The sequence below is a fragment of the Paraconexibacter algicola genome, from assembly GCF_003044185.1.
Classification (GTDB): Bacteria; Actinomycetota; Thermoleophilia; order Solirubrobacterales; family Solirubrobacteraceae; genus Paraconexibacter; species Paraconexibacter algicola.
Window position 1 is genome coordinate 123,377 of sequence record NZ_PYYB01000003.1, and the last position, 21,484, is coordinate 144,860.

20 protein-coding genes are annotated in these 21,484 nt (G+C 75.6%); 2 read left to right on the forward strand and 18 right to left on the reverse strand.

Annotation, left to right across the window (positions count from 1 at the left end):
* Positions 1–8: 8 nt before the first annotated feature.
* From C7Y72_RS17630 to C7Y72_RS22885, 4 genes are read right to left on the reverse strand one after another with little or no spacing between them, the layout of a single operon-like run.
* Positions 9–1,670 carry a peptidoglycan D,D-transpeptidase FtsI family protein gene (locus tag C7Y72_RS17630; RefSeq protein WP_107570517.1) on the reverse strand — a complete coding sequence of 554 codons (1,662 nt, stop codon included), beginning with the start codon at positions 1,668–1,670 and terminating at the stop codon, positions 9–11.
* 4 nt (positions 1,671–1,674) lie between these two features.
* On the reverse strand, positions 1,675–2,460 hold the full coding sequence (locus C7Y72_RS17635; protein WP_146175437.1) for an FtsB/FtsL family cell division protein: 786 nt from the start codon (positions 2,458–2,460) through the stop codon (positions 1,675–1,677).
* Complete coding sequence (gene rsmH, locus C7Y72_RS17640; protein WP_233243922.1) at positions 2,457–3,425, reverse strand: 16S rRNA (cytosine(1402)-N(4))-methyltransferase RsmH; 969 nt, start codon at positions 3,423–3,425, stop codon at positions 2,457–2,459. The genes C7Y72_RS17635 and rsmH overlap by 4 nt, the downstream gene beginning before the upstream one ends.
* Entirely contained in the window at positions 3,422–3,880 is a 459-nt protein-coding gene (locus C7Y72_RS22885) for a division/cell wall cluster transcriptional repressor MraZ (protein WP_154732429.1), read from the reverse strand. The genes rsmH and C7Y72_RS22885 overlap by 4 nt, the downstream gene beginning before the upstream one ends.
* A 426-nt stretch (positions 3,881–4,306) precedes the next feature.
* Between C7Y72_RS22885 and C7Y72_RS17655 the strand changes: the two genes are divergently transcribed.
* Positions 4,307–5,884, forward strand: a complete 1,578-nt coding sequence (locus tag C7Y72_RS17655; protein ID WP_158276916.1) for a DUF3352 domain-containing protein — start codon at positions 4,307–4,309, stop codon at positions 5,882–5,884.
* Positions 5,885–5,930: 46 nt separating this feature from the next.
* Here the strand turns inward: C7Y72_RS17655 and C7Y72_RS17660 are convergent, their stop codons facing one another.
* The 9 genes from C7Y72_RS17660 to C7Y72_RS17700 all read right to left on the reverse strand — a co-directional run bounded on the left by C7Y72_RS17660 (position 5,931) and on the right by C7Y72_RS17700 (position 15,275).
* Positions 5,931–6,779, reverse strand: a complete 849-nt coding sequence (locus C7Y72_RS17660) for a type II secretion system F family protein (protein WP_107570521.1) — start codon at positions 6,777–6,779, stop codon at positions 5,931–5,933.
* Positions 6,776–7,627: a type II secretion system F family protein gene (locus C7Y72_RS17665; RefSeq protein ID WP_107570522.1), complete on the reverse strand. Its 852-nt coding sequence runs from the start codon at positions 7,625–7,627 to the stop codon at positions 6,776–6,778. Before C7Y72_RS17665 ends, C7Y72_RS17660 begins: the two co-directional genes overlap by 4 nt.
* Positions 7,624–8,808, reverse strand: coding sequence for a TadA family conjugal transfer-associated ATPase (locus tag C7Y72_RS17670; RefSeq protein WP_107570523.1), 1,185 nt, complete (start codon positions 8,806–8,808; stop codon positions 7,624–7,626). The genes C7Y72_RS17665 and C7Y72_RS17670 overlap by 4 nt, the downstream gene beginning before the upstream one ends.
* A gap of 7 nt (positions 8,809–8,815) precedes the next feature.
* Complete coding sequence (locus tag C7Y72_RS17675) at positions 8,816–9,976, reverse strand: MFS transporter (RefSeq protein ID WP_107570524.1); 1,161 nt, start codon at positions 9,974–9,976, stop codon at positions 8,816–8,818.
* Between the two features lie 31 nt (positions 9,977–10,007).
* Entirely contained in the window at positions 10,008–12,218 is a 2,211-nt protein-coding gene (locus C7Y72_RS17680) for a hypothetical protein (RefSeq protein WP_107570525.1), read from the reverse strand.
* 83 nt (positions 12,219–12,301) lie between these two features.
* Positions 12,302–12,958 (reverse strand): Flp pilus assembly protein CpaB, encoded by a 657-nt coding sequence (gene cpaB, locus C7Y72_RS17685; RefSeq protein WP_107570526.1) that lies wholly within the window; start codon positions 12,956–12,958, stop codon positions 12,302–12,304.
* Positions 12,955–13,695 (reverse strand): sensor histidine kinase, encoded by a 741-nt coding sequence (locus C7Y72_RS17690; RefSeq protein ID WP_107570527.1) that lies wholly within the window; start codon positions 13,693–13,695, stop codon positions 12,955–12,957. The genes cpaB and C7Y72_RS17690 overlap by 4 nt, the downstream gene beginning before the upstream one ends.
* The gene (locus C7Y72_RS17695) at positions 13,692–14,423 is read right to left on the reverse strand and encodes a response regulator transcription factor (protein WP_107570528.1); all 732 of its coding nucleotides are present in this window, start codon (positions 14,421–14,423) and stop codon (positions 13,692–13,694) included. Before C7Y72_RS17695 ends, C7Y72_RS17690 begins: the two co-directional genes overlap by 4 nt.
* A gap of 90 nt (positions 14,424–14,513) precedes the next feature.
* Positions 14,514–15,275 carry an SDR family NAD(P)-dependent oxidoreductase gene (locus C7Y72_RS17700; protein WP_107570529.1) on the reverse strand — a complete coding sequence of 254 codons (762 nt, stop codon included), beginning with the start codon at positions 15,273–15,275 and terminating at the stop codon, positions 14,514–14,516.
* Between the two features lie 141 nt (positions 15,276–15,416).
* On the opposite strand from C7Y72_RS17700, the gene C7Y72_RS17705 reads away from it, so the two are divergent.
* Positions 15,417–15,875: a hypothetical protein gene (locus C7Y72_RS17705; RefSeq protein WP_233243923.1), complete on the forward strand. Its 459-nt coding sequence runs from the start codon at positions 15,417–15,419 to the stop codon at positions 15,873–15,875.
* 97 nt (positions 15,876–15,972) lie between these two features.
* Here the strand turns inward: C7Y72_RS17705 and C7Y72_RS17710 are convergent, their stop codons facing one another.
* From C7Y72_RS17710 to C7Y72_RS17730, 5 genes are all read right to left on the reverse strand, one after another.
* Positions 15,973–17,259, reverse strand: a complete 1,287-nt coding sequence (locus C7Y72_RS17710) for a Rho termination factor N-terminal domain-containing protein (protein ID WP_107570531.1) — start codon at positions 17,257–17,259, stop codon at positions 15,973–15,975.
* A gap of 102 nt (positions 17,260–17,361) precedes the next feature.
* On the reverse strand, positions 17,362–18,054 hold the full coding sequence (fsa, locus tag C7Y72_RS17715) for a fructose-6-phosphate aldolase (protein WP_107570532.1): 693 nt from the start codon (positions 18,052–18,054) through the stop codon (positions 17,362–17,364).
* Between the two features lie 9 nt (positions 18,055–18,063).
* Complete coding sequence (folP, locus tag C7Y72_RS17720) at positions 18,064–18,984, reverse strand: dihydropteroate synthase (protein ID WP_233243924.1); 921 nt, start codon at positions 18,982–18,984, stop codon at positions 18,064–18,066.
* A complete protein-coding gene (locus C7Y72_RS17725) occupies positions 18,981–19,847 on the reverse strand; it encodes a RibD family protein (RefSeq protein ID WP_158276917.1) in 867 nt (288 codons plus the stop codon). Before C7Y72_RS17725 ends, folP begins: the two co-directional genes overlap by 4 nt.
* The gene (locus C7Y72_RS17730) at positions 19,739–21,430 is read right to left on the reverse strand and encodes an RNA polymerase sigma factor (RefSeq protein ID WP_107570534.1); all 1,692 of its coding nucleotides are present in this window, start codon (positions 21,428–21,430) and stop codon (positions 19,739–19,741) included. The genes C7Y72_RS17725 and C7Y72_RS17730 overlap by 109 nt, the downstream gene beginning before the upstream one ends.
* Between the last annotated feature and the right edge of the window lie 54 nt (positions 21,431–21,484).

A 21,484-nucleotide genomic window follows, 5' to 3' on the forward strand; every position in this document is an offset into this window, starting at 1 on the left:
GCAGTGTGTCAGCTGGGCGGGACGCGCAGGTGGGTCAGCGCGAACTCGGTGATCTTCCCGAAGGCCGGGGCGGCGATCTTGCCGCCGTAGATCTCGCCCTTGGGCTCGTCCACGATCACCGACACGAGCAGCTCCGGCCTGGCCGCGGGCGCGAAGCCCGTGAACGAGGCGATGTAGTTCGCCTTGGAGTACTCGCCGGTCTTCGTGTCGACCTTGTTCGCGGTGCCGGTCTTGCCCGCGAGCTTGTAGCCGGGGATCGCGACCTCCGCGGCGGTGCCGCCCGGGGCGAAGACGCCCTCGAGCATGCTGCGGATCTGCGCGCTGGTCGTGCGGCTGATGATCCGGGTGCCCTTCGCGCGCGGGACGCGGCGGCCGTTGACCGCGCGGATGATCTGCGGGGACCGCAGGACGCCGCCATTGGCGATCGCCGCGTAGGCGGAGGTCATCTGCAGCGGCGTGACCGAGAGGCCCTGGCCGATCGGCAGGTTGCCCATCGAGGAGCCCGAGTACTGGTTCACGCGCGGCACGATGCCGCGCTCCTCGCCCGGCAGGTCGACGCCGGTCGGCGTCCCGAACCCGAACCTGCGCACCCAGCGGTCGAACTCGACCTTCCCGAGCCGCTGGCCGATGAGGATCGACCCGACGTTCGAGGACTGCGCGAGGATCCCCGCCGTGCTCAGGGTGATCGGGCCGCGCGGGTGCGACTCGCCGATCGTGCGGTCCGCGACGACGATCTGCGGCGGCAGGTTGAACTGGGTGTCGGGGGTGACCTTGCCGTCCTCGAGCGCCCCGGCGACGGTGAACGCCTTGAACGTCGAGCCGGGCTCGTAGGTCAGGCCGACCGCGCGGTTCTGCAGCGCCTCGGGCGGGGCGGCGCCCGGGTCGTTGGCGTTGACCCGCGGCCAGTTGGCCATCGCGAGGACCTCGCTGGTCTTCGGGTCCATGACGATCGCGGTGGCGCTCTTGGGCCGGTAGCGCTCGCCGACGTCCCCGAGGACGCTCTCGACCTTGCTCTGGAGGGCGGCATCGAGCGTCAGCTCGAGGTTCTCGCCGGGCTTGGCGGTCCGCAGGTCGGTCGTCTCGATCGGCTCGCCCTTGGCGTCGCGGACGGTGCGGCGACGCCCGTCGGTGCCGTGCAGCTGCTCGTCGCGGAGGTACTCGATGCCCGCCAGCCCGTGCCCTTCGGTGCCGACGGTGCCGAGCACCTGGGTGGCGAGCCAGTCGCGCGGGTAGACGCGGCGGGTGCCGGGCGTGAGGTCGATCCCCTCGATCTTCAGGCGCTCGACGCGGTCGGCCTTGTCGGCCGCGACGCGGCGCGCGAGGTAGACGAAGCCGGTGTCACGGCGCGAGAGCTTCTCGGTGAGCTCGGCGGACGGGATGCCGAGGATCGGGGCCAGGCGCGCGGCCGCCCGGACCGGGTCCTTGACGAGGTACGGGGTGGCGCTGACGTCGTCGGCCGGCTCGCTGACCGCGAGGTCGACGCCCTCGCGGTCGACGATGAGCCCGCGCTGGGCGGGCACCTCGGCGGTGACGACCTGCTGCGTGTTCGCCGCGCGCGCGAGGCTGTCGCCGCGCACGGCGCCGAGCCAGAACGCGCGGACGAACGCGAGCGTCAGGAGCAGCAGGAACGCCGCGAACAGCAGCGAGATGCGGCGGTCGACGATCGTCACGGCGCTATCCCGCCGTCGGGTCCGCGACGACGCCGCCGGCGGTCGGCTGCTGCGCGGGCGCCGACGTGGACGGGGTGCCGGGAGGCGCGGCCGTGCCCGCGGGCGCTGCGGTGGTCGAGGTCTGCGGCGCGGCGGTGGTCTGCGCGGGCGCCCGGGCGGCCTGCGCGGCCGGGTCGGGCGCGGTCGCGGCGGGCGCGGAGGCGGTCTGCGTGGGCGCGGCGGCCGGCGTGACCGCGGGCGCGGCGGTGGCGGCCGGGGCGCCCGCGACGCCCGTGGCGCCGGGCTCGAGCGCCTGCTGCACGACCGGTGCGGGCGCGGTGATCGAGCGGGCGGCGCGGGCGGCGTCGCCCGGGCGGACGGTCAGGTAGTTGCGGTCGCCGGGCGCGGGCATGACGAGGCCGAGGCCGGTCGCAGCGGTCTGGATGCGCTCCCCCGCGTCGAGCCGCGCGATCTCGCCGCGCAGCAGCGCGTTCTGGCGCTCGAGCGTCGAGGAGGTCTGCACCGCCCGGCCGATCCCGGAGTTGAGCTTCAGCAGCGACACCTGCAGGAACACGAGGCCCATCAGCGCGCCGGCGAGCAGGACGATCCACAGGCGGCCCCGGATGATCCGGTCCAGCAGCGTCAGCTGGGACCCGCGCGCGGCGGCGGGCCGGGCCGCCGGACGGGCGGCGGGCCGTCCCGGGCGCCGTGCGGGCGCCGGGGCGGGCACCGGCCGGGGCCGCGGCCGTGCGGCGGGCCGGCGGGCGGGGGCATGGGTGCTGCGGGCGGCTGCCGCGGCGGGCGGGGTCATGCGACGGGTCCTTCCTGGAGCTTGCGGGCGGCGCGCATCCGTGCTGAGGCGGCACGCGGGTTGTCGGCGATCTCGCCGGGGGTCGGCACGATGCCGCGTCCCAGCAGCTCGGCCTGCGGGGTGCGCCCGCAGGCGCACACCGGGAAGTCGGGCGGGCAGATGCACCCCTGGGCGAGGTCCGCGAGGAACCGCTTCACGCGGCGGTCTTCGCCCGAGTGGAACGAGATACCTGCAAAGCGGCCGTCCACGCGCAGGACGTCCCAGGCGACCGGCAGCGCGCGGTCGACCTGGCCGAACTCGTCGTTGACGGCGATGCGGATCGCCTGGAAGACGCGCTTGGCCGGGTGGCCGGCGGCGAACCGCGCCGGCGCGGGCACCGCGGCGGTGATCACGTCGACGAGCGCGGTCGTCGTCTCGAGCGGGCCGCTCTCGCGGGCCCGGACGATCGCGCGGGCGATCGGGCGGGAGAACCGCTCGTCCCCGTACTCCTTGAACAGCCGGCCGAGCGCCCGCTCGTCCCAGGTCGCGACGAGCTCGGCCGCGGTGAGCTCCTGGGTGGTGTCCATGCGCATGTCCAGCGGCGCGTCGTAGCTGTAGGAGAACCCGCGCTCGCGCGTGTCGATCTGCATCGAGCTCATGCCGAGGTCGAGGTAGACGAGGTCGGCGCGGACGCCCTCCTCGCGGAGCTCCTCGAGCCCTTCGGCGAAGCCCGCGCGCAGGAAGCGGGTGCGGCAGGGCAGCTCGGCGGCGAGCGCGGCGAAGCGGCCCTCGGCCTCGGGGTCGCGGTCGATGGCGATGAGCTCGCCGTCCGGCCCGAGACGCTCGGCGACGAGCCGGGCGTGCCCGCCCGCCCCGAAGGTGCAGTCCACGGCGGTCTCCCCCGGCGCGGGGGCCAGGAGGTCGATGAGCTCGCCGGCGAGGACGGGGACGTGTTCGCGGGCCACGATGTCGAGCAGCCGGCTCACGCCTGGCCGAGGGTCGGGAGGCGGGACGCGCCCTTGCGGCGGCGCGAGATGTCCTGGACGGCGTCGGGGAGCCGCTCGCTGCGCGCGTCCCAGGTGCTGCGGTCCCAGATCTGGATGTGGGTCTTGCTGCCGACGAGGACGACGTCCTTGGTGATGCCCGCGTACTGCGCGAGGCGCGAGGGCATCGCGATGCGGCCGGCGCTGTCGAGCTCGACGTCGTGGGAGCCGCCGACGAGGTGCGAGTCCAGCGTGGCGTAGTCCTCGTCGAGCGGGTCGAAGCCGCTGAGCATGTCGGTCGAGTACGCGTCGAACTCGGCCGGGATCCAGAGCGAGACGTTGCGGGTGAGGCCCCGGGCCAGGACGGCGCCCTCGGCGAAGTGGTGGCGGACCTTGGCCGGCACGGTGAGCCGGTTCTTCGCGTCGAGGGTGTAGTCGAAGGATCCGCGGAGGAGCACTGTCCCGCCCCTGTGAAGGAGGCGCGAACCGGGGAGGAGGAGTGGGAGGAGCCCCTCCACCCCGGTTCGCTGGCCCGGGAAGCTAGCCCACCCTTTCCCACCGGTCAACACCTTTCATGCAACTTTTCCCACAGGAGTTCGTGCGAGAAGGACGACGCGGCGAAAACCTCAGTGTTCATCGGGGATTCCGCGTGGGACGACCGGCTCCTGCACGGGACGTTGCAGGCCCGACACCCGTCCATCCGAGGCCCTTCCGGCGGCTTCCGTCCGCCGGATGTGCGTCGGAGGGGCGTTCCGGTGGGGAATCGTGTGAGGACCGGTGGGAGCGGGTGTGCGCGAGGGCCGCAGGGGGAACGGTGTGAGGCGACCGTCCCGAGGCGGCCCTACCATGAGCGGGCCGTCGTCCCCCCGTCCGAGGAGCCCCGCGTGCCCGCCCCGACCCTTCCCGACCTCCGACGCCTCGCCCTCGGTGGCGCCGCCGTCGCCGCACTCGCCCTCGCCGGCTGCGGCGACAGCGAGAGCGGCGACGCGGGCACCGACCCGGCCGCGGTGATCCCCGCCAGCGCCCCGCTGTACTTCGAGCTGACGGTCCGCCCGGACGGCGACCTGCGCAGCGACGTCGAGGCGGTCGCCAAGAAGGTGCTGCGCACGCAGGACCCGGCGGCCGAGATCACCAAGGCCATCGACCAGGTGGTCAAGGACCAGGACGGGGCGAGCTTCGACAAGAGCATCGACCCCTGGCTCGGGGACAAGGCCGCCGTCGCGATCACCTCCCTGCGCGATCCGGAGAAGCCCGACTTCGCCGTCGCGATCGCCTCGAAGGACAACGACAAGGCGTTCGAGGCGCTCAAGGGCGACGGCAAGGACACCGTCGAGGCCGAGTACGACGGCGAGAAGTACCTGCGCGAGACCGGCGACGACGACCTCGTCGCCGGCCCGGCCGGGGACACGTTCGTGATCGGGACCGAGGCGGGCTACAAGTCCGCGGTCGACGCCGCCAAGGCGGACTCGCAGCTCGACGACGCGGCCGCCTTCAAGAAGGCGCGCGAGAACACCAGCCAGGACGACGCGCTCGGCTTCGTCTACATCGACGTGCTGAAGGGCGTCCAGGCGCTGACGGCCAGCGAGCCGCTCATCGCCTCCCAGATCGAGCCGCTGCAGCAGGCGCTCGGCGGCGCGACCTCGGTGACCGCCGCGATCGCGGTCGACGACGGCGCGATCCGCATCGAGACCGCCCAGCAGGGCCTTCCCGCGCAGCAGGCGGCCGGTGACCCGGCGGCCGCGCTGGCCGACCTGCCCGGCGGCACCGTGCTGGGTGTCGGCCTCGGGGAGATCGGCGCGATCGCGCGTCAGGCGATCCAGCAGATCGGGGCGATCGGCCCGGTCGCCGGCCAGGACCCGCAGACGCTCCTGCGCGGCCTCGAGTCCTCGCTCGGCCTCTCGATCGAGGACGACCTGCTCTCCTGGATGGGCCAGGGCGCCCTGTTCGTGCAGGGCCGCTCGCTCGCGGACGTCGGCGGCGGGCTCGTGGTGACCTCGAAGGACCCGGCCAAGACGAAGGCAGCGCTGACGAAGATCGTGCCGCTGATCGAGCGGTTCAGCGGCCAGCAGGTCGTGCAGCGCGCGCCCGCCGGCGCCGACGCCGGGTTCCGCGTCCCGCTCGGGGACGGCGCCCCGTTCGAGCTGCTCGTCGGGCTGAAGGACGACCGCTTCGTCGTCGGCGTCAACCCGACGCTCGTGCAGAAGACGCTCGAGGGTGGCTCCGGCGACCGGCTCGGCGACCAGGCCGCGTTCAAGGCCGCCGCCGCGAAGGTCGGGGACGGGATCAAGCCCGCGTTCTACCTCGACTTCCCGACCGTCGTGTCGTTCCTCGCGCTCGGCGCGGGCAGCGACCCGAGCTTCCAGCAGGCCAAGCCCTACCTCGACGCGTTCGGCGCGATCGTCGCGGGCGCCAAGCGCGAGGGCGACACCTACCGCTCGCGCTTCGTGCTCACCGTGAAGTAGCCGGTCCGCGTCGCGGTCGGCGCCCCGGATCGGGGGCGCCGACCGCTCAGAGCGTGCTGACCATCGCCGCGGCGACCAGCAGCAGGACCCCGGGGACGAGCAGCAGCGCGATCACGAGCTGGATCTTCGGCGCGGCGCGGGCGGCGTGGTCGGCGAGCAGCCGGACGCGGTCGGCGCGCGCGTCGGCGGCGATCGCCGCCAGCGCCGGGGCGAGCGGTACCCCGTGACGCTCCGCCCGGCGCAGCGCGGCGACGAGCGCCGCGACCGCCGGGAGTGGGCACCGCGCCCGCAGCGCCTCGAGCGCCTCCTCCCGGCGCGTACCCGCCCCGATCTCCCGCGCGGTGCGCCGCAGCTCGGCGGCCAGCAGACCCGGGTGTCGGCGGCCGACCTCCGCCAGTGCGCGGACGGGCCCGCGCCCGGCCGCCACCCCGACCCGCAGCAGGTCGAGCACGTCGGCGACCTCGACCGCCATGACCGCCGCCCGCCGGCGCGCGCGCAGGACCAGCCAGCGGTCGGGGACGAGGAAGCCCCCGCCCGCGGCGACCAGCAGCAGCGGCAGCGCGGCGGTCCCGCCGAGCGCCGGGAGCAGCGTCAGGCCGACGGCGGCGACGAGCAGCACGGTCGCGCCCTTGATCGCCATCAGGTCCGCCGGGGTGAGCCGCGCGTCGAGCCCCGCGGCGGCCAGGCGCCCCGCCAGGCCGCGGCTCGGCCGCGGTGCGCCGGTCCGGCGGCCGAGCCGCAGCAGCGCGGCGAGCGCCGGGCCCGGGGCCGGCGCGCCGCGGTCGGCGGCCGGCTCGGCGCGCGGCGGCCGCGCCGCGTGGGCCTGCGCCGCCGCCCCGAGCGCCGCGACCGCGCTCGCGGCCGCCAGTCCGGCGATGAGCGCCGCGACGCTCACCGCGGCACCCGGGCGAGCTGCCCCACGACCACGAGCGCTGCGACCAGCAGCACCACCCCACCCGCGGCGAGCAGCCGCGAGAGCGGCTCGGCGAGCATCCCGGTGATCGTGCCGGGCGCCGCGAGCTCGGCGAGCACCCCGGCACCCACGGGCAGCCCGGCGACGAGGCGTGCGGTCAGCCGTGCCTGCGCGGTCGCCGTCCGGGCGTCGGCGGTCGCGCGGCGCCCCTCCTCCAGGTCGCCCGCGAGGTCGCGCAGGAGCCCGGCGAGATCTCCGCCGGACTCGCGCTGCAGCAGCACGGCGGCGACGAGCACGTCCGTGCCGGGGGACCGCAGGCGGGCCCCCCAGTCCTCCAGGGCGACCGGGGTCGGGCGGCCGAGCTCGAGCTCGCGGGCCAGCGCCCGGACCTCCACACCGGTGGCACCGCGCACCGCACCGTCCTGCGCGGCGGCGAGCACCGCGCCGCGCAGCGAGCGGCCACCCGCGAGCGCGTCGGCGAGCGCGCGGGCCAGCAGCGGCACGCCCTCCCCCGCCTGGATCCGCCAGCGCTCGCGCCGGGCGCGCAGCAGGCGCCCGGCGGTCCACGGGCCGGCGACCGCGCAGACGAGCGCCGGGCCGATGCCCAGCACGAGCCAGGCGGCGGCCGCGATCGTCGCGCCGCACACGATCCCGAGCCGGCGGCGCTCCGCGTCGGTGACGTGCCCGTCCCGCCCCGCCGAGCGCCACGGGTCCGTCAGCCGGGCCGCCAGCCGCCCGAGGCCGCCCGCCTGCACGACCCCCACGAGCTCGGCGAGCGCCAGCACGGCCAGTGCTCCCGCGCCCGCCGCGCACAGGACGGTCAGGCTCACGGCGCCACCGCCGCGACCGCCGCCCGCAGGCGCGGGTCCTCCGGGTGCCGCCAGGTCGGCCGGCCCGACTCGTCGGTGCGCAGCAGCTCCACGGGCTCGGCGCTGCCGTCGTCGCGGCGGCGGACCTCGGCCACCTGGACCACGCGGCGCGAGCCGTCCGCGCGCCGGGCCTGGTGGACGACGAGGTCGATCGCGGCGGCGACCTGCTCGCGCACCGCCGCATGCGGCAGCCCGACGTCGGCCATCAGCGCCAGGACCTCCAGGCGCCGCAGCGCCTCGTGCGTCGAGGACGCGTGCACCGTGCACAGCGAACCGTCGTGACCGCTGGACATGGCGGCGAGCATGTCGAGCGCCTCGGGCCCGCGGACCTCCCCCACGACGATCCGGTCGGGCCGCATCCGCAGCGCGTTGCGGACGAGCCGGCGGATCGTGACCTCGCCGCGCCCCTCGACGCTGGCGGGCCGCGCCTCGAGCCGCACGACGTGCGGCTGCTGCAGCCGCAGCTCGGCCGTGTCCTCGATCGTCACGATCCGCTCGTCGGGCCCGACGAACGCCGAGAGCGCCCCGAGCGTCGTCGTCTTCCCCGAGCCGGTGCCGCCGCAGACCAGGACGTTCAGGCGCTGCCGCACCGCGGCGTGCAGCAGCTCCCGCGTGCCGGCCGGCCAGCTGCCCCGCGCAACGAGCTCGTCGGCGAGCAGCGGACGGCTGCGGAAGCGGCGGATCGTCAGCTGCGGCCCGTCGACCGCCAGGGGCGGCAGCACGACGTTCACGCGCGAGCCGTCGGGCAGCCGCGCGTCGCACAGCGGCTCGGCCTCGTCCACGCGCCGGCCGACCGGGGCGAGGATCCGCTCGATCGCGTGCCGCAGGTCGTCCTCGCGCGCGAACCGCACCGTGGTGGGCTCGAGCCGGCCGTGGCGCTCCACCCACACGGGGCGGGTGCCGCCGACCATGATCTCGTCGACCTCCGGGTCGGCCAGCAGCGGCTCCAGCGGCCCGAGCCCGAACGACCGCTCCGCGATCCGCGCGCACAGCGCCTCGCGCGTGTCCGCCGGCAGCACCGCCGCCTCGCGCTCGACCAGCCGCCGGATGCGGTCGGTCAGGTCGTCCCCGCCGTCGTCGATCGCCACCTCCCGCAGCAGGCGGTCGCGCAGCTCGACGGCGAGGTCCTCGACGGGGTCCATGCCCCCACTAGGGGGCGGCGGCCTGCGACTCTCCCCCCAGGCGCACCGGCCGGACCTGCAGGACCGCGAGCGTCACCGCGCAGCACAGCGCCGCGATGCCCAGCGGCACGCCGTCCGCGGTCGCCTCGGCGAGTCCGCCGCCGAGGCCCGAGCCCGCCACCTGCCCGGTCGCCCAGGCGAGGTTGACGAGGGCGAACGCGAGCCCCTGCTGCAGCCGCGCGGACTCCGCGGCGTCGGAGAGCATCGCCATCGCCGGCGCCCAGAACGTGCCGAGCGCGGCGCTCGTCGCGACGATCGCGATGCCGAGCAGCAGCGCCGTCTGCGGCACGGTGACCAGCGCGAGCACGACGGTCGCCGCGGCGAGCCCGGCCCGGACGGGCACGAGCCGGCCGCGCCGGTCGCTGACGCGGCCGACGAGCGGGCTGACGACCCCCTCGACCGCGGCGGCGACGAGGAACGCGGCGCCGACGGCCGCACCGCCCGCCCCGAAGCCGTCCATCCGCAGCGCGCCGAGCACGCCGACCATCCCGAACGCGAACGCGGGGAGCGCCACGAGCCACATCGCCACGAGCACCGGCGCGGTGCGGACCGCGTCGACGAGCACGCGCAGCGGCTGGGCGTCGGGCCGTCCGGTGCCGGGGGTGCGGGCCGCCGCCAGCGCCAGACCGCCCGCGAGCACGACGACCGAGCTGAAGACCGCCTCGGGCGAGGTGGCCTCCGCGAGCGCCCCGACGACCGGGCCGAGCAGCGAGCCGCCGATCGCGGCGCCGAGCGCCGTGCCGATCACCGCGCCGCGCGTCTCGGGTGGCGCCGCCTCGACGAGCCAGGCGAGGCCGCCCGCCCAGGAGCAGGCGCCGCCGAGGCCCTGCACGAAACGGGCGCCGTCGAGCACGACGACGTCCCCGGCGAACCCGAACGTCAGCGTCGAGACCGCGAGCAGCGCGAGGCCGAGCAGCACGGTGGGCTTCGCGCCCAGGCGCGCGGCGACGATGCCGGCGGGGATCGCCCCGATCAGGGTGCCGGCCGGGTAGGCCGCCGCGAGGATCCCCGAGGCGGTCTTGCCGAGGTCGAGCTCGTCGGCGTAGGTCGGCAGCAGCGGCGTGACCACCGCGTAGAACATCGTGTCGACGAGCACGATGGCGCTGACGAGGAGGACGAGGCGGCGCACGCGACGTGCACCGTACTCCTCCTCCCCGGGACTACGGGCCCTGCTGGTGGTGCGGGCTCTCCCAGTCCTCGTTGCGACCGTAGTAGGCGAGCGGCGCCTTGACGTGGCAGGCGTCGGAGTAGACCGGCTTGCACGGGTTGAACGGCTGCATCCGCGCGAGCTTGTCGGTCCCCGGGTGGCCGGTCGACACGTAGGTCGTGCACCAGTCCGACGGGCGGCCCTGCTCCATCGCGTTGGTGAAGCCGTCGTGGTCGATGTCGTCGGCCCCGTCCTTCAGGCCGTCGCCGTCGGTGTCCGCGTCGACGAAGTTCAGGCCCTGGTAGGCGGGTCCGGGGTACACGGACTCCATGTAGTCGGGCGTGCACTTGACCGACTCCTGGGAGGACCAGATGTCCCACCACTTCGGGTCGCTGAGCGACGAGTTCGCCTCGACGTCGTTGGCCAGGCCGTCGCGGTCGGCGTCCTTCTCGTTGTCGGAGAGGGTGCCGTCGCCGTTGTTGTCGTAGCCCGTGCCGACCGGGTAGCTGCCGACGGGCAGCTTGCCGCCGGTCCACTGGGTGCCGGCGCTGTAGCTCAGCGGCAGCGTGCCGCCGGTGAGCCGCCAGGCCTTGTACTCCTGCACGAGCGTCAGGCTGTCGCCGTCGTGGTCGCCGGCGCCGTCCTCCCCGTCGAGCGGGTTGGGGTACGGCCGCTTGCCCGGGTACGGGAGCGCGGCGGAGTTCAGGTCGATCGCCGAGTAGTACTCGTAGCCGTCGGTGACGCCGTCGCCGTCGCTGTCGGCGACGAGCGGGTCGGTCTTGATCCGGCGCTCGTCGACGTCGCTGATCAGGTCGCCGTCGTCGTCGGTGTCGTCGCGGTTGTCGAGGCCGTCGACGTCGATGTCGACGCCGCCGAGCAGGCAGTAGCGCGAGTCGGAGTTCGGGATGCAGGCGTCGAGGTGCCGGTAGCGGCGGTCCGCGTTCGGGGTCGCGAGCTCCTCGAGGTACTCCTGCAGGTTGGGGACGTCGTCGTGGTCGACGTCGTCGCGGTCGTCGCGGATGCCGTCCCCGTCGGAGTCGGCGTCGACCCAGTCGAGCGTGTCGACCTTCGAGACCTTGACCGCGCCCTGGTCCAGCGAGTCCAGGCAGTAGAACGGCACCTGGTTGATCCCGCCGCACCGCGGCTGCGTCTGCTTTGACTGCACCGCCGCGATCTTGTCCATGTAGGTCTGGCCGAACAGGCCGTACTCGAAGAACCGGGGGTCGTCGATGTCCGCGATCAGCCCGCGGGCCGCGTCGGCGGTCGTGCGCTGCTCGTCCATGTTCGGGATCTGGTCGCCGTCGGCGTCGCGCTCGAAGTCGCTGAGGAAGCCGTTGCCGTCGCGGTCCATGTAGGCGAGCGCGTCGGGCCGGCGGCTGCGGCCGTCCGACGCGGGGTTGCCGCCGCTGTAGCTCAGGCGGCTGGTGAACGGGTCGTCGTCCTGCGGCTTGAGCGCACCGGAGTGCGTCACCCAGGCGATGTACTCCTCCAAGTTGGTGAGCCCGTCGCCGTCGTGGTCGATCGCGCCGTCCGCGCCGTCGAGCGCGTTGGGGTAGGGCTTGCGGGTCGGGGCGGGGACGGCCTTGCCGTTGCGGTCGAGCGCCGAGTAGTGCTCCCAGCCGTCGGTCATGCCGTCCTTGTCGCTGTCGCGCAGGCACGGGTCGGTCTTCAGCGACGCCTCGGTCGTGTCGCTCAGGAGGTCGTTGTCGTCGTCGGTGTCGCGGGCGTTCTTCAGCCCGTCGCCGTCGCAGTCGTCGGTGGCGACCTTCGCGTTGCGCGGCAGCGGCCCGATCATCGGGCTGGCCTTCGCGCTGGTGTAGCGGCGACCGAAGCGGGCGGCGAGGACGCGCACGCGAAAGCGGGTGGAGACCGGCTGGCCGGCCTTCTGCGCGAGCATCGGCAGCAGCTTGGCGGGCAGCAGGACCGAGATCCGCTTCGTCGAGGTGCCGGTGGCGCGCACGAAGATCGCGCGCTTGCCGTCGCGCTTGAAGACGACCGTGTTGCGGTTGCGGCCCTTGCGGAAGCTCTTGCCGGTGATGACGAGCCGGTCGCCGATCCCCGCCTGCTTGGGGCTGACCTTCTGGATCGACGGGTAGAGCTTCGTCGGCGTGGCGGCGCGCGAGGCGGCCCCGGCGCCCGCGGGGAGCACCAGGAGCGCCAGCGCCGCGAGCGCGAGCAGCGCCGGGGCGAGGAAGCGGATGGGCGGGAACGGGCGTGGGATCATGAGCAACGGGCCTCCCTGCCCGTATCGGCGTGGTGCCGGATCCCTTGAGCGTCCGGCCCGGGCGTCCAGACCGGCTGGACGCCTCATCCCGCGCGACCGCGGTCCCCGGCAGCCCGCGACAGCACGCGCACTTCCCGGGCGTACTGCTCGGCGTCGGCGAGCAGCATCGCCTGCCGCACGGTCACCCGCAGGGACACGCGCACCCGCTCCCCGGGCTCGCGCGCGTCCCCGTCGACGGCCGCCGCGTCGAGCACCTCGGCGTCCTGCAGGGCCAGCTCGGTCCGACCGTCGCCGCCCTGCGGGCCGTCCCGGGTGACGAGGACGTCGACCCGCATGCCGGGCCGCACGAGCTCGGGCGCGCCGCGGGCGACGATGTCCGCCACGCGCTCCCCCGGCCGCACCGGCGCCCCCGGTCCCGCGTCGGCGCGACCGTCGTCCAGCAGCGCGGGGACGAGGTCGGTCCCGGCCGCGAGGTCGGCGGCGGCCCGTATGCCGGCGAGGCCGCGCGGGCGCGCGAACGCCCCGCGCGGGGCGTAGCGCTCCGGCACCTGCCGGACCGCGAGACTCGCCGCCGGGATCGGGTCCCCGGCCGCGACCGGTGCGCGCAGCACCACGACCCCGACCACGGGCTGCAGCTGCCGCTCCAGCGCCCCCTCGCGGCGGCGCACGTCGCTCGCCGCCAGCACCCCGAGCACGATCGCGAGCCCGGCGAGGAGCGCGGCCCGCCGACGCGGGCTCACGCGACCAGCCGCCCGTCCGCGACGGCCGCGGGCAGCACGAGCGCCACCCCGTCCCCGGGCGGCGCGCTCAGCCGGCCACCGTGGGCGAGCGCGACGGCGTGCGCGACCGCGAGGCCGTGCCCGTGCGCGCCGGTGCCGCGGCGCGCACGGGCCAGCAGCCGCTCGACGGGCACGCCCGGCCCGGGCCCCTCGTCGCGGACGATGATCCGCACGGCGCCGGCCTCGCGGACCAGCTGCACGACGACCTCGCCGCGCCCGTGCTCCAGCGCGTTGGCGAGCAGGTTGCCGGTCGCCTGCGCCAGGCGCACCTCCTCCCCGGGCACCGGGCACGACGCCTGCGCTCCCTCCCAGCGCAGCGTCCGGCCGCGCGCACCCGCCACGGGCTGCCACGCGGCGACCTGCCGGCGCACGAGCGCGGCGAGGTCGACCCCGGCGCCGACGGGCCGGACGTGTCGGCCCGGCGCGGCCGCGCGGCGGGCCCGTGCGGCGTCGAGGTCGGCGAGCGCCGCGACGACGCGGTCGAGCTCGCCGCCGATCACGCGCGCCCGCTCCCCGACGCCGTCCGGCGGGATCCGGTCGAGCCCGGCGAGGCCGAGCATCACCGCCTGCAGCGGCCCGCGGACCTCATGCGAGGCGCGGGCCAGCGCGACGTCGCGCCGGTGGGCGCGGACACGGCAGACCACGAGCGTCAGCGCCGACGCCGAGGCGAGCAGCCAGCCGAGCAGCGAGACGGTCACGACGACGGCCCCGGCCCGTCGATGAGGCGGTAGCCGACGCCCCACACGTTCACGATGAAGCGGTCCCCGTCGCGCCCGAGCTTGTGCCGCAGCCGGCAGGCGTGCGAGTCGAGCGTGCGGCTCGTCCCGATCGCCCGGCAGCCCCAGACGGTCTGCATCAGCTCGTCCTTGGTCCGCACCCGGGTGGGCTCCTCCAGCAGCGCCTGGAGCAGCGCGAACTCCTTCTGGGAGAGGTGCAGCAGCTCGCCGTTGAGCCGCACGAGCCGCGCCCCCGGGTCGAGCTCGATCGGCCCGACCCGCATCCGCCCGCCGCGCCGCCGGACCGCGGCGCGCCGCAGCAGCGCCGCGATCCGGACCTGCAGCTCCGCGTACGCGTAGGGCTTGGCGACGTAGTCGTCGGCGCCGCGCTGGAAGCCGCGGATGCGGTCGATCTCCGCGGCGCGACCGGACAGCAGCATCACCGGCAGGTCGCGGTCGACGCGGTTGGCGACCCCGTCGCTCTCGCGGATGCGGTCCAGCAGCTCCAGGCCGGTGCCGTCGGGCAGGCCGACGTCGAGGATCGCGACGTCCGGGTAGCGGGTCTCCGCGAGCCGCATGCCCTCCGTCGCGGTCGCGGCGACGAGCAGGTCGTACCCGTCGGCGGTGAGGTTGTCGGCGAGGAACCGGCGGGTGAGGTCGTCGTCCTCCACCAGCAGGATCGTCGTCGCGGTCTGGTCGTTGTCGCTCATGGCACAGCCACTAGGGCGACCGCGCACGAACTCTCCCCCCGGCCGTGACGGACCGGGGCCGATCCGTGACGGTCGGCGGCCGGCCGCGGCTCAGGTGCGCTGGCCGGTGGGCCGCACGAGGATCTCGTTGACGCTCACGTGCGCGGGCTGCTCCAGCGCGTAGACGATCGCGGCGGCGACGTCCTCGCTCTCGAGCACCTTCCCGATCTCCTGGCGGCGGTGAGCGGCCCCGGCCTGGACCATGGGGTCGGTGTTGTGGTCCAGCAGCTCGGACTCCGTGAAGCCCGGCTCCACGACGGTGACGCGGATCCCGTGGTGCAGGACCTCCTGGCGCAGCGCCTCGCTGAAGCCGCAGACCCCGAACTTCGTCAGGTTGTAGACCGCCGCGCCCAGGGAGGCGTTGCGGCCCGCCGTCGAGCTGACGTTGACGATGTGCCCACCCGCCGGGTCGGCGTTGCGCTGCATCACCGGGATCGCCGCGTGGGTGCAGTAGAGGAGCCCCAGCACGTTGACGTCGATCATCCGCCGCCACTGCGCGGTGTCCGCCCCGGTGACCGCGCCCAGCAGCATCACCCCCGCGTTGTTGACCAGGCCGTCGAGGCGGCCGAACGCCTCGTAGGCGTGCTCCACGAACGCGCGCGCCTGCCGCTCGTCGGTCACGTCGGTCGGCAGCGCGACCGCCCGGCCGCCCTCCTGCTCGATGCGCTGCGCGAGCGCCTGCACCCGGTCCGCGCGCCGTGCCGCGAGCGCCACCGACGCGCCCGCGCGGGCGCACGCGAGCGCCGTCGCCTCCCCGATCCCGGAGGACGCCCCCGTGATCGCGATCGCCTGTCCGGTGAGGTCCTGGGCCATGTCGGCGACCCTATCCGGGCCCCCGCGGGCGCGGGGTGCAAGACCGGTTGCATTCCGTCCGTCCGCGCAGGGTTCTCCCATACGATGCCGACGCACCGAGGGGGCGATGCCCGCCGCCTCCGTGCCCCTCTATCTATGGACATGACCCGCCGCGGCAACTACGACTCCGGAGAGGACTTCGTCCTCGAGTACGGGGAGCTCCGCTTCACCTTCAACGAACGCGATTTCGCGGAGCGCTGCGAGCAGGCCGCCCTGAAGCTCGGCTTCGTCGGAGGCCGGCTCGAGGACCACGAGCTCGAGGACCTGGTGAACCTCGCCGTCAACGGCGAGATCCAGGATCCGGCCTCCGCGCTGGGCGAGCACGTCAACGACTGCTGGCCCGAGCTCGTCGGCCCCTCGGACCGCTCCCTGGTCCACTGGCTGCGCCGCCTGGTCTTCCGCTCCGCCTGGCTGGACCAGCGCGTCAAGGAGGGCGAGCTGGACGTGCGCTTCGACGCGGACGCCCAGACCTTCGCGTACGTGCAGCCCGAGCGCGACGGCGAGCCCGTCGAGCTCGCCCCCGAGCCCTCCTGGGGCCGGGTCGCCTACTCGCGCCGCTAGGTCGCGCGGCGCCCTCTCCCCCTCCCGTCCGGCCGCGACCGGACGGTCACCGCGTGCGCGGCGCGACCCCGACCGGGGCCGCGCCACCGGCACGGCGCTAGGCCAGCGCGCTCGCGCGGGCCGAGGCGATCGCCTCGGCACCGGCGGCGCCGACCAGCAGCTCCGGCTTCAGCGTGCCGGACGCGACGAGGTCCAGGGCCGGCAGGCGGCCCGTGCTCGTGAGCGTCTGGTCGAGCGCGATCACGGTCGTCTCGCCGCCCAGCGGCGCGCTCGCGGTCGCGATGACGGTCAGCGAGCCGCCGTCGACGACGTTGCGGGCCGCGGCCAGCGCGCGCCGCGCGACGCTCTCGTGCACGCCGTCGAGCGTGTCGATCAGCACGACGGCGTGCCCGCCGCGGGCCACGACGCGCTTGGCGGCGTCGAGCGCGCGCTCGATCGCCTGGCCGCGCGCGTCGGCGCTGGCGCTGAACGGCAGCGCCGCGACGGGCTCCACGCCCTCCGGGGCGGAGGCGAGCTCCTCGGGCCGCACGCCCGCGAGCACGAGCGAGGTCTCGACGCCGTCCTGGCCGGCGAGCGCGCCCGCCAGGCGCAGCAGCGCCTCGGTCTTGCCGCTGCGCGCCGCGCCGCTGATCGTCACGCGCGAGCCGCGGCCGATCGGGGTCAGCCACTCGATCGCCTTGAGGGTCACGTCCTCGCCGCCGAGCGCGAACCGCTCGGTCGGGAACGTCGCCGCGAGGTCCTCGAAGCGGGTGCCCTCCGCGACCTCGTCGGCCGGCCGGTCGTTGATCGTGTCGACGCGCACCAGCGACGGGTAGCGCTCCGAGCGGCGCGGCTCACGCCGCGGACCGCTGACCGTGTCGCCGCTGACGAGCTCGCAGCGGCGCACCTGCGCGGCAGAGATGTAGACGTCGTCGTCGGACGGGTCGGGCGGCGACACGCGCAGGAAGCCCGAGCCGTTGCCGAGCACCTCGACGACGCCCGAGACGATCACGTCATCGCGGCCGGGCGCCTCCTGGGACTCCTCGTCCTCGGCCGCCGCACGGCCGCGGCCGCCACGGCCACCACGCCGCGAGCGGGGCCGCGGGGCCTCCTCGTCGGCGTCGGCGTCCTTGGAGGCCGTGTCCTCCACGCCCTCCGCGTCGGCATCGGCGTCGGCGCTCGCGGCCTTCGCGCGGCTGCGGCCGCCGCGGGTGCGGCGGCGCGGCGCGGGCGCCTCGTCGGCGTCGGCGGCAGGCGCGGCCTCGCCGCCGGCGGCCTCGAGCATCTGGTCGATCAGGTCGGCCTTGCGCAGACGGCGGAAGCCGTCGACGCCGAGCTCCGCGGCGATCGCGTGCAGGTCGGCGAGCGGCGACGCCTCGAGGGCGTCACGGGTCAGTACGGACATGGGGTCCTCCGGTGGGGATGGGTCGTCGGTCGGCGTCCGGACCGCGTTGGACAGCGGCCCGGCGACGCGTTGCCCCGGGGAGGCTAGCGCAGGAAGTGGCGGCTACGCAGGGGCGTTGGTCTTCGCGACCAGGCCGGCGAGCCACTCGCCGAACTCCGGGCGCGACTCCCAGTCCTTCTCGAACTGGGCGATCCCCGACGTCGTGAGCGGATGCTCGAGCATCTGCTTGAGCACCTTGCCGGGCAGCGTGGCGACCTCGCAGCCCAGGGCGGCGGCGGTCACGACGTGCAGCGGGTGGCGGATCGAGGCGGCCAGCACCTCGGTCTCGGTGTCCGACTGGCGCAGGACGTCGACGATCTCGGAGACCACCTGCGTGGAGTCCACGGAGATGTCGTCCAGCCGGCCCATGAAGCAGGAGACGTAGGTGGCGCCCGCCTCGGCGGTCAGCAGCGCCTGGTTGGGCGAGAACACGAGCGTCATGTTCACCGGGTGGCCGTCGTCGGTCAGCTCCCGGGTGGCGGCGAGGCCCTCGGCGGAGAACGGCACCTTCACGCACACGTGCTCGTGCAGCGTGCGCAGCGCGCGCCCCTCGGCGACCATGCCCTTCGCGTCCTTGGCGACGACCTCGGCGCTGACCGGCCCGTCGACGAGCTCGCAGATCCGCCGGATGATGTCCGCCGGATCGCCGTCCTCCTTCGCCAGGAGGCTCGGGTTGGTGGTGGCCCCGGCGAGGACGCCCCAGCGGGCGATCTCCTCGACCTCGGCCACGGATCCGGTGTCGATGAACAGGCGCATGCCTCGAGACTACCCGTCCCCTGCGATGTCATCCGCCGACGCGCGGATCCACTTCAGGCGGTCGTCGTCGGCGTCGAAGTCCGGGACGGGCTCGTGCCCGTCGAGCACGAGCTTCACGTCGAGCAGGTCACGCGCGGCGCGCACGTCGTGGACGCGGAGCATCGCGGCGCCCCGGTCCGCGCTCCAGCCGACCGCGGCCAGCGTGCCGGCCAGCCGCTCGCCGGGCGCCCGGCCCGTGATCGCCCCGACGAAGTACTTGTTGGACACCGCCAGCAGGACCGGCAGGCCGGTCGCGTGGAGCGCGTCGAGGTCGTGCAGGCACGCGACCGTCTCGGCCGGGGTCTTCGCGAAGTCCGGGCCGGGATCGAGCACGAGCTGCTCGTCGGCGACCCCGCGCTCGCGCGCGACCCGGGTGATGTCGGCGAGGAACGAGCGCACGTCGGCGGCCACCGCGCCGCCGTAGTCGGCGAAGTGCACCTCCTTCGGGGCCGCCCGCGTGTGCATCAGGACGAGCGCCGCCCCGGTCTGCGCGCAGAGGTCCGCGAACTCCGGGGAGCGCAGGCCGCTGACGTCGTTGAGCATGTGCGCCCCGACGTCGAGCACGGCGCGCGCGACCGCGGGCTTCCAGGTGTCGACGGAGACGATCACGCCCTCCGCGACGAGCCGCTCCACCAGCGGGACCACGCGCTCGATCTCGACCTGCTCGGCGGTGACACCGGTGTAGGTGACGCCCGACTCGCCGCCGACGTCGATGAGGTCCGCCCCGGCCTCCACGAGCGCGAGCGCGTGCTCGACCTGCGCGTCGAGCGTCGTCAGCCGCCGCGTGTCGGAGAACGAGTCGGGGTTCGCGTTGACGATCCCCATGAGCATCGGACGGCCCGCGGGCACGGTGACGCGCCGGTCGCGGAAGCGGATGACGTGGTCCTTCACGGGTGCTCCCGGGTGTAGTGCAGGAAGAGGTGGTCGCCGGCGCGGTGCACGTCGGCGAGCGCGAGGTCGATGCCGGTGTCGCCGAAGCGGTCGCCCGTGAGCATGGTCAGCGTCTCCCCCGCGACGAGCTTCGGGGCGACGGTGACGAGCAGGTCGTCCAGGCACTCCTGGGCGATCAGCTGGCGCAGCAGGCCCGGGCCGCCCTCGCAGCTGACACCGCGCACGCCGTGCGCGTCGGCGAGGTGCGCGAGCACGCCCGGGAAGTCGAGGGTGCCGGGCGTGAAGCGGGCGACCTCGACGTCGGCGCCGCAGCCCTCCAGCGTGCCGGTCTGCTCCTCGGTCGCGACGACGATCGGGACGCCCGCCTCGTCGAACAGCGGGATCTCGGCGACCGGCACGTCGAGGCGTCGGGAGACCGTGACGACGACGGGGTGCGGGGTGCGCCCGTGCGCGAGGCGGTGCTCGCGCTGGTCGTCGTCCAGCAGCGTCGCGTAGCGCTCGGCGTGCAGCGTGCGGGTGCCGGCGAGGACCGCGTCGGCACCCGTGCGCAGCTCGCGCAGGAGCGCGCGGTCGGCCGCGTTGCCGAGCCCGACCGACCGGTCGGTCAGCTGCGCGCGCCCGTCGGCGGAGACGATCATCGCCGCCGCCACGCGCGGGCGGTCGCCGACCGGCTCGTCCAGCCGCAGGGCGCCGACGACGTCGCGGGCGGGACGCGGCCCGGCGGCCGCGTCGAGCGGGGTGAGGCGGTCGTCGCTCAGGACGGTCGGCGGGTCGGCGCGGTGGGCGCGAGGGCGGGCGCCGGGGCGAGCGAGCGCGAGCAGCCCGCACCGGTCGGCTGGCAGCCGGTGGTCGACGGCGCGCACGCGGTCGCGGTCGGGCGGCACGGTGCCGGGGTCGGCGTGGGGTCGGGCTGTGCGGTCGGGGCGGGCGTGGGCTCGGCGGTCGGCGCCGGGGTCGCCGCGGGCGCGGGATCGGGCTGCGGCGCGGGCGTCTGCGGCTCGGCGGTCGCGGCGGGCGCCGCGGGCGTGCCCTTCAGGGGGTCGCGTCCCCCGGACTGGCCGCCGCTGCCGCCGCCCCCGCCGGAGGTGTCGACCGTGCCCCGTCCCGGCCGGGACGGACGGCGGGTCCCCGGGCGGCGCGTCGCGACGGGCGTCGTCGGCGCGGCGGTCGGGGCGACCGGGATCTGGATCGTCTGGGTGACGCCGGGGGCCACGACGACCGGTACGGCCCGCGTGCGCGGGCGGCTCTTGCGGTCGGCGGTGCGGCGCGTCGGCGTCGTGGCGGTGGTGGTGGACGCGGGCGTCGCCGGCGCACCGGTGGGGCCCGGGGTCGGCGTGCCGATCGCGCTGGCCGGGGTCTCGGTGACGAGCCGCTGCGGCTCGTCGTCGGTGCCGGCGACGAACGCGACCGTACCCGTGACGATCAGCAGCGCGGCGGCGAGCAGCCCGGCGAAGAGGCCGCGGCGTCGGCGGCGCTCGTCGTCGACGACGTCGGCGGCCGCGTCGACCGCGGCACCGACCCCGGCGAGCACGCCACCGGCCCCGGCGGCAGCACCCGTGCCGGTCCCGGCAGCGCCCGCGCCGCCGTCGGCTCCCGGGCGCCCGATGTCGCTCCAGTCGCTGCCGGTGAGCTCGGCGGCCTTGGCCATGGTGTCGCGGAACAGGAACGCCGCGGGAACGATCGGCGTCCAGGCGCGGTAGCTGACGCCCGCCTCCTCCATCGCCTCGACGCTCACCTGGCAGGTCGCGCAGCCCGCCACGTGCCCGGCCAGCCAGTCACGGTCCCCACCGTCGCCCAGCTGCCCGTCCTGGCGCATCGCGATGAGCGGCAGCGCGCGCTCGCAGTCGGCCGAGCTCGCCGCCACCGAGGCCAGCGCGCTGCCGCGCAGCTCGTCCCGCAGCTTGATCCGCGCCCGCGAGATGAGCTGCGCGACCGAGTTGCGGTTCATGTCCATGATCGCCGCGATCTCGTCGTAGGAGAGCTCCTCGAGCTCGCGCAGCGCGAGCACCTCGCGCTGGCGCTCGGGCAGCCGCTCGTTCGCGCCGCGCACGGACTCCTGCAGCGCGCCGAGCATCGCGGCGCGCTCCGGGTCGACGTCCAGCGGCGCGCCGTCGCCGTAGACGGGCCGCGCCCCCGACTCGGGGATCTCGTCGACCGCGTCCGCCTTCTTGCGACGGCCGATCACGTCGTAGCTCGCGTTGCGGGCGGCGGTGAACAGGTACGCGCCGAAGTTGAGCTCGCGGTCCTGGAGCGCGGGCAGTCGCTGGAGCACCTTGAGGAACGCGTCCTGCGTGGCGTCCTGGGCGTCCTGCTCGTTGCCGACGAGCCGGAAGCAGAAGGTGTAGATCCGCTGCTCGTAGGCGTCGTAGAGGCGCGCGAAGGCCTGACCGTCGCCTGCGGCGGCGGCACGGGCGAGACGACCCTCGTCCAGCGGGCCCCCGGACATGGGCGCGATGCTACTCCCCCGCCCACCGGATCTCAGCCCACAGCGCCGACATCG

What these genes read in the sequence shown, in the direction of transcription:
- C7Y72_RS17680 (WP_107570525.1), bottom strand. Translation starts at nt 12,218, where the DNA reads ATGATCCCACGCCCGTTCCCGCCCATCCGCTTCCTCGCCCCGGCGCTG.
- C7Y72_RS17710 (WP_107570531.1), bottom strand. Translation starts at nt 17,259, where the DNA reads ATGTCCGTACTGACCCGTGACGCCCTCGAGGCGTCGCCGCTCGCCGAC.
- C7Y72_RS17700 (WP_107570529.1), bottom strand. Translation starts at nt 15,275, where the DNA reads ATGGCCCAGGACCTCACCGGACAGGCGATCGCGATCACGGGGGCGTCC.
- C7Y72_RS17705 (WP_233243923.1), top strand. Translation starts at nt 15,417, where the DNA reads ATGACCCGCCGCGGCAACTACGACTCCGGAGAGGACTTCGTCCTCGAG.
- C7Y72_RS17730 (WP_107570534.1), bottom strand. Translation starts at nt 21,430, where the DNA reads ATGTCCGGGGGCCCGCTGGACGAGGGTCGTCTCGCCCGTGCCGCCGCC.
- fsa (WP_107570532.1), bottom strand. Translation starts at nt 18,054, where the DNA reads ATGCGCCTGTTCATCGACACCGGATCCGTGGCCGAGGTCGAGGAGATC.
- C7Y72_RS17670 (WP_107570523.1), bottom strand. Translation starts at nt 8,808, where the DNA reads ATGGACCCCGTCGAGGACCTCGCCGTCGAGCTGCGCGACCGCCTGCTG.
- C7Y72_RS17635 (WP_146175437.1), bottom strand. Translation starts at nt 2,460, where the DNA reads ATGACCCCGCCCGCCGCGGCAGCCGCCCGCAGCACCCATGCCCCCGCC.
- C7Y72_RS17695 (WP_107570528.1), bottom strand. Translation starts at nt 14,423, where the DNA reads ATGAGCGACAACGACCAGACCGCGACGACGATCCTGCTGGTGGAGGAC.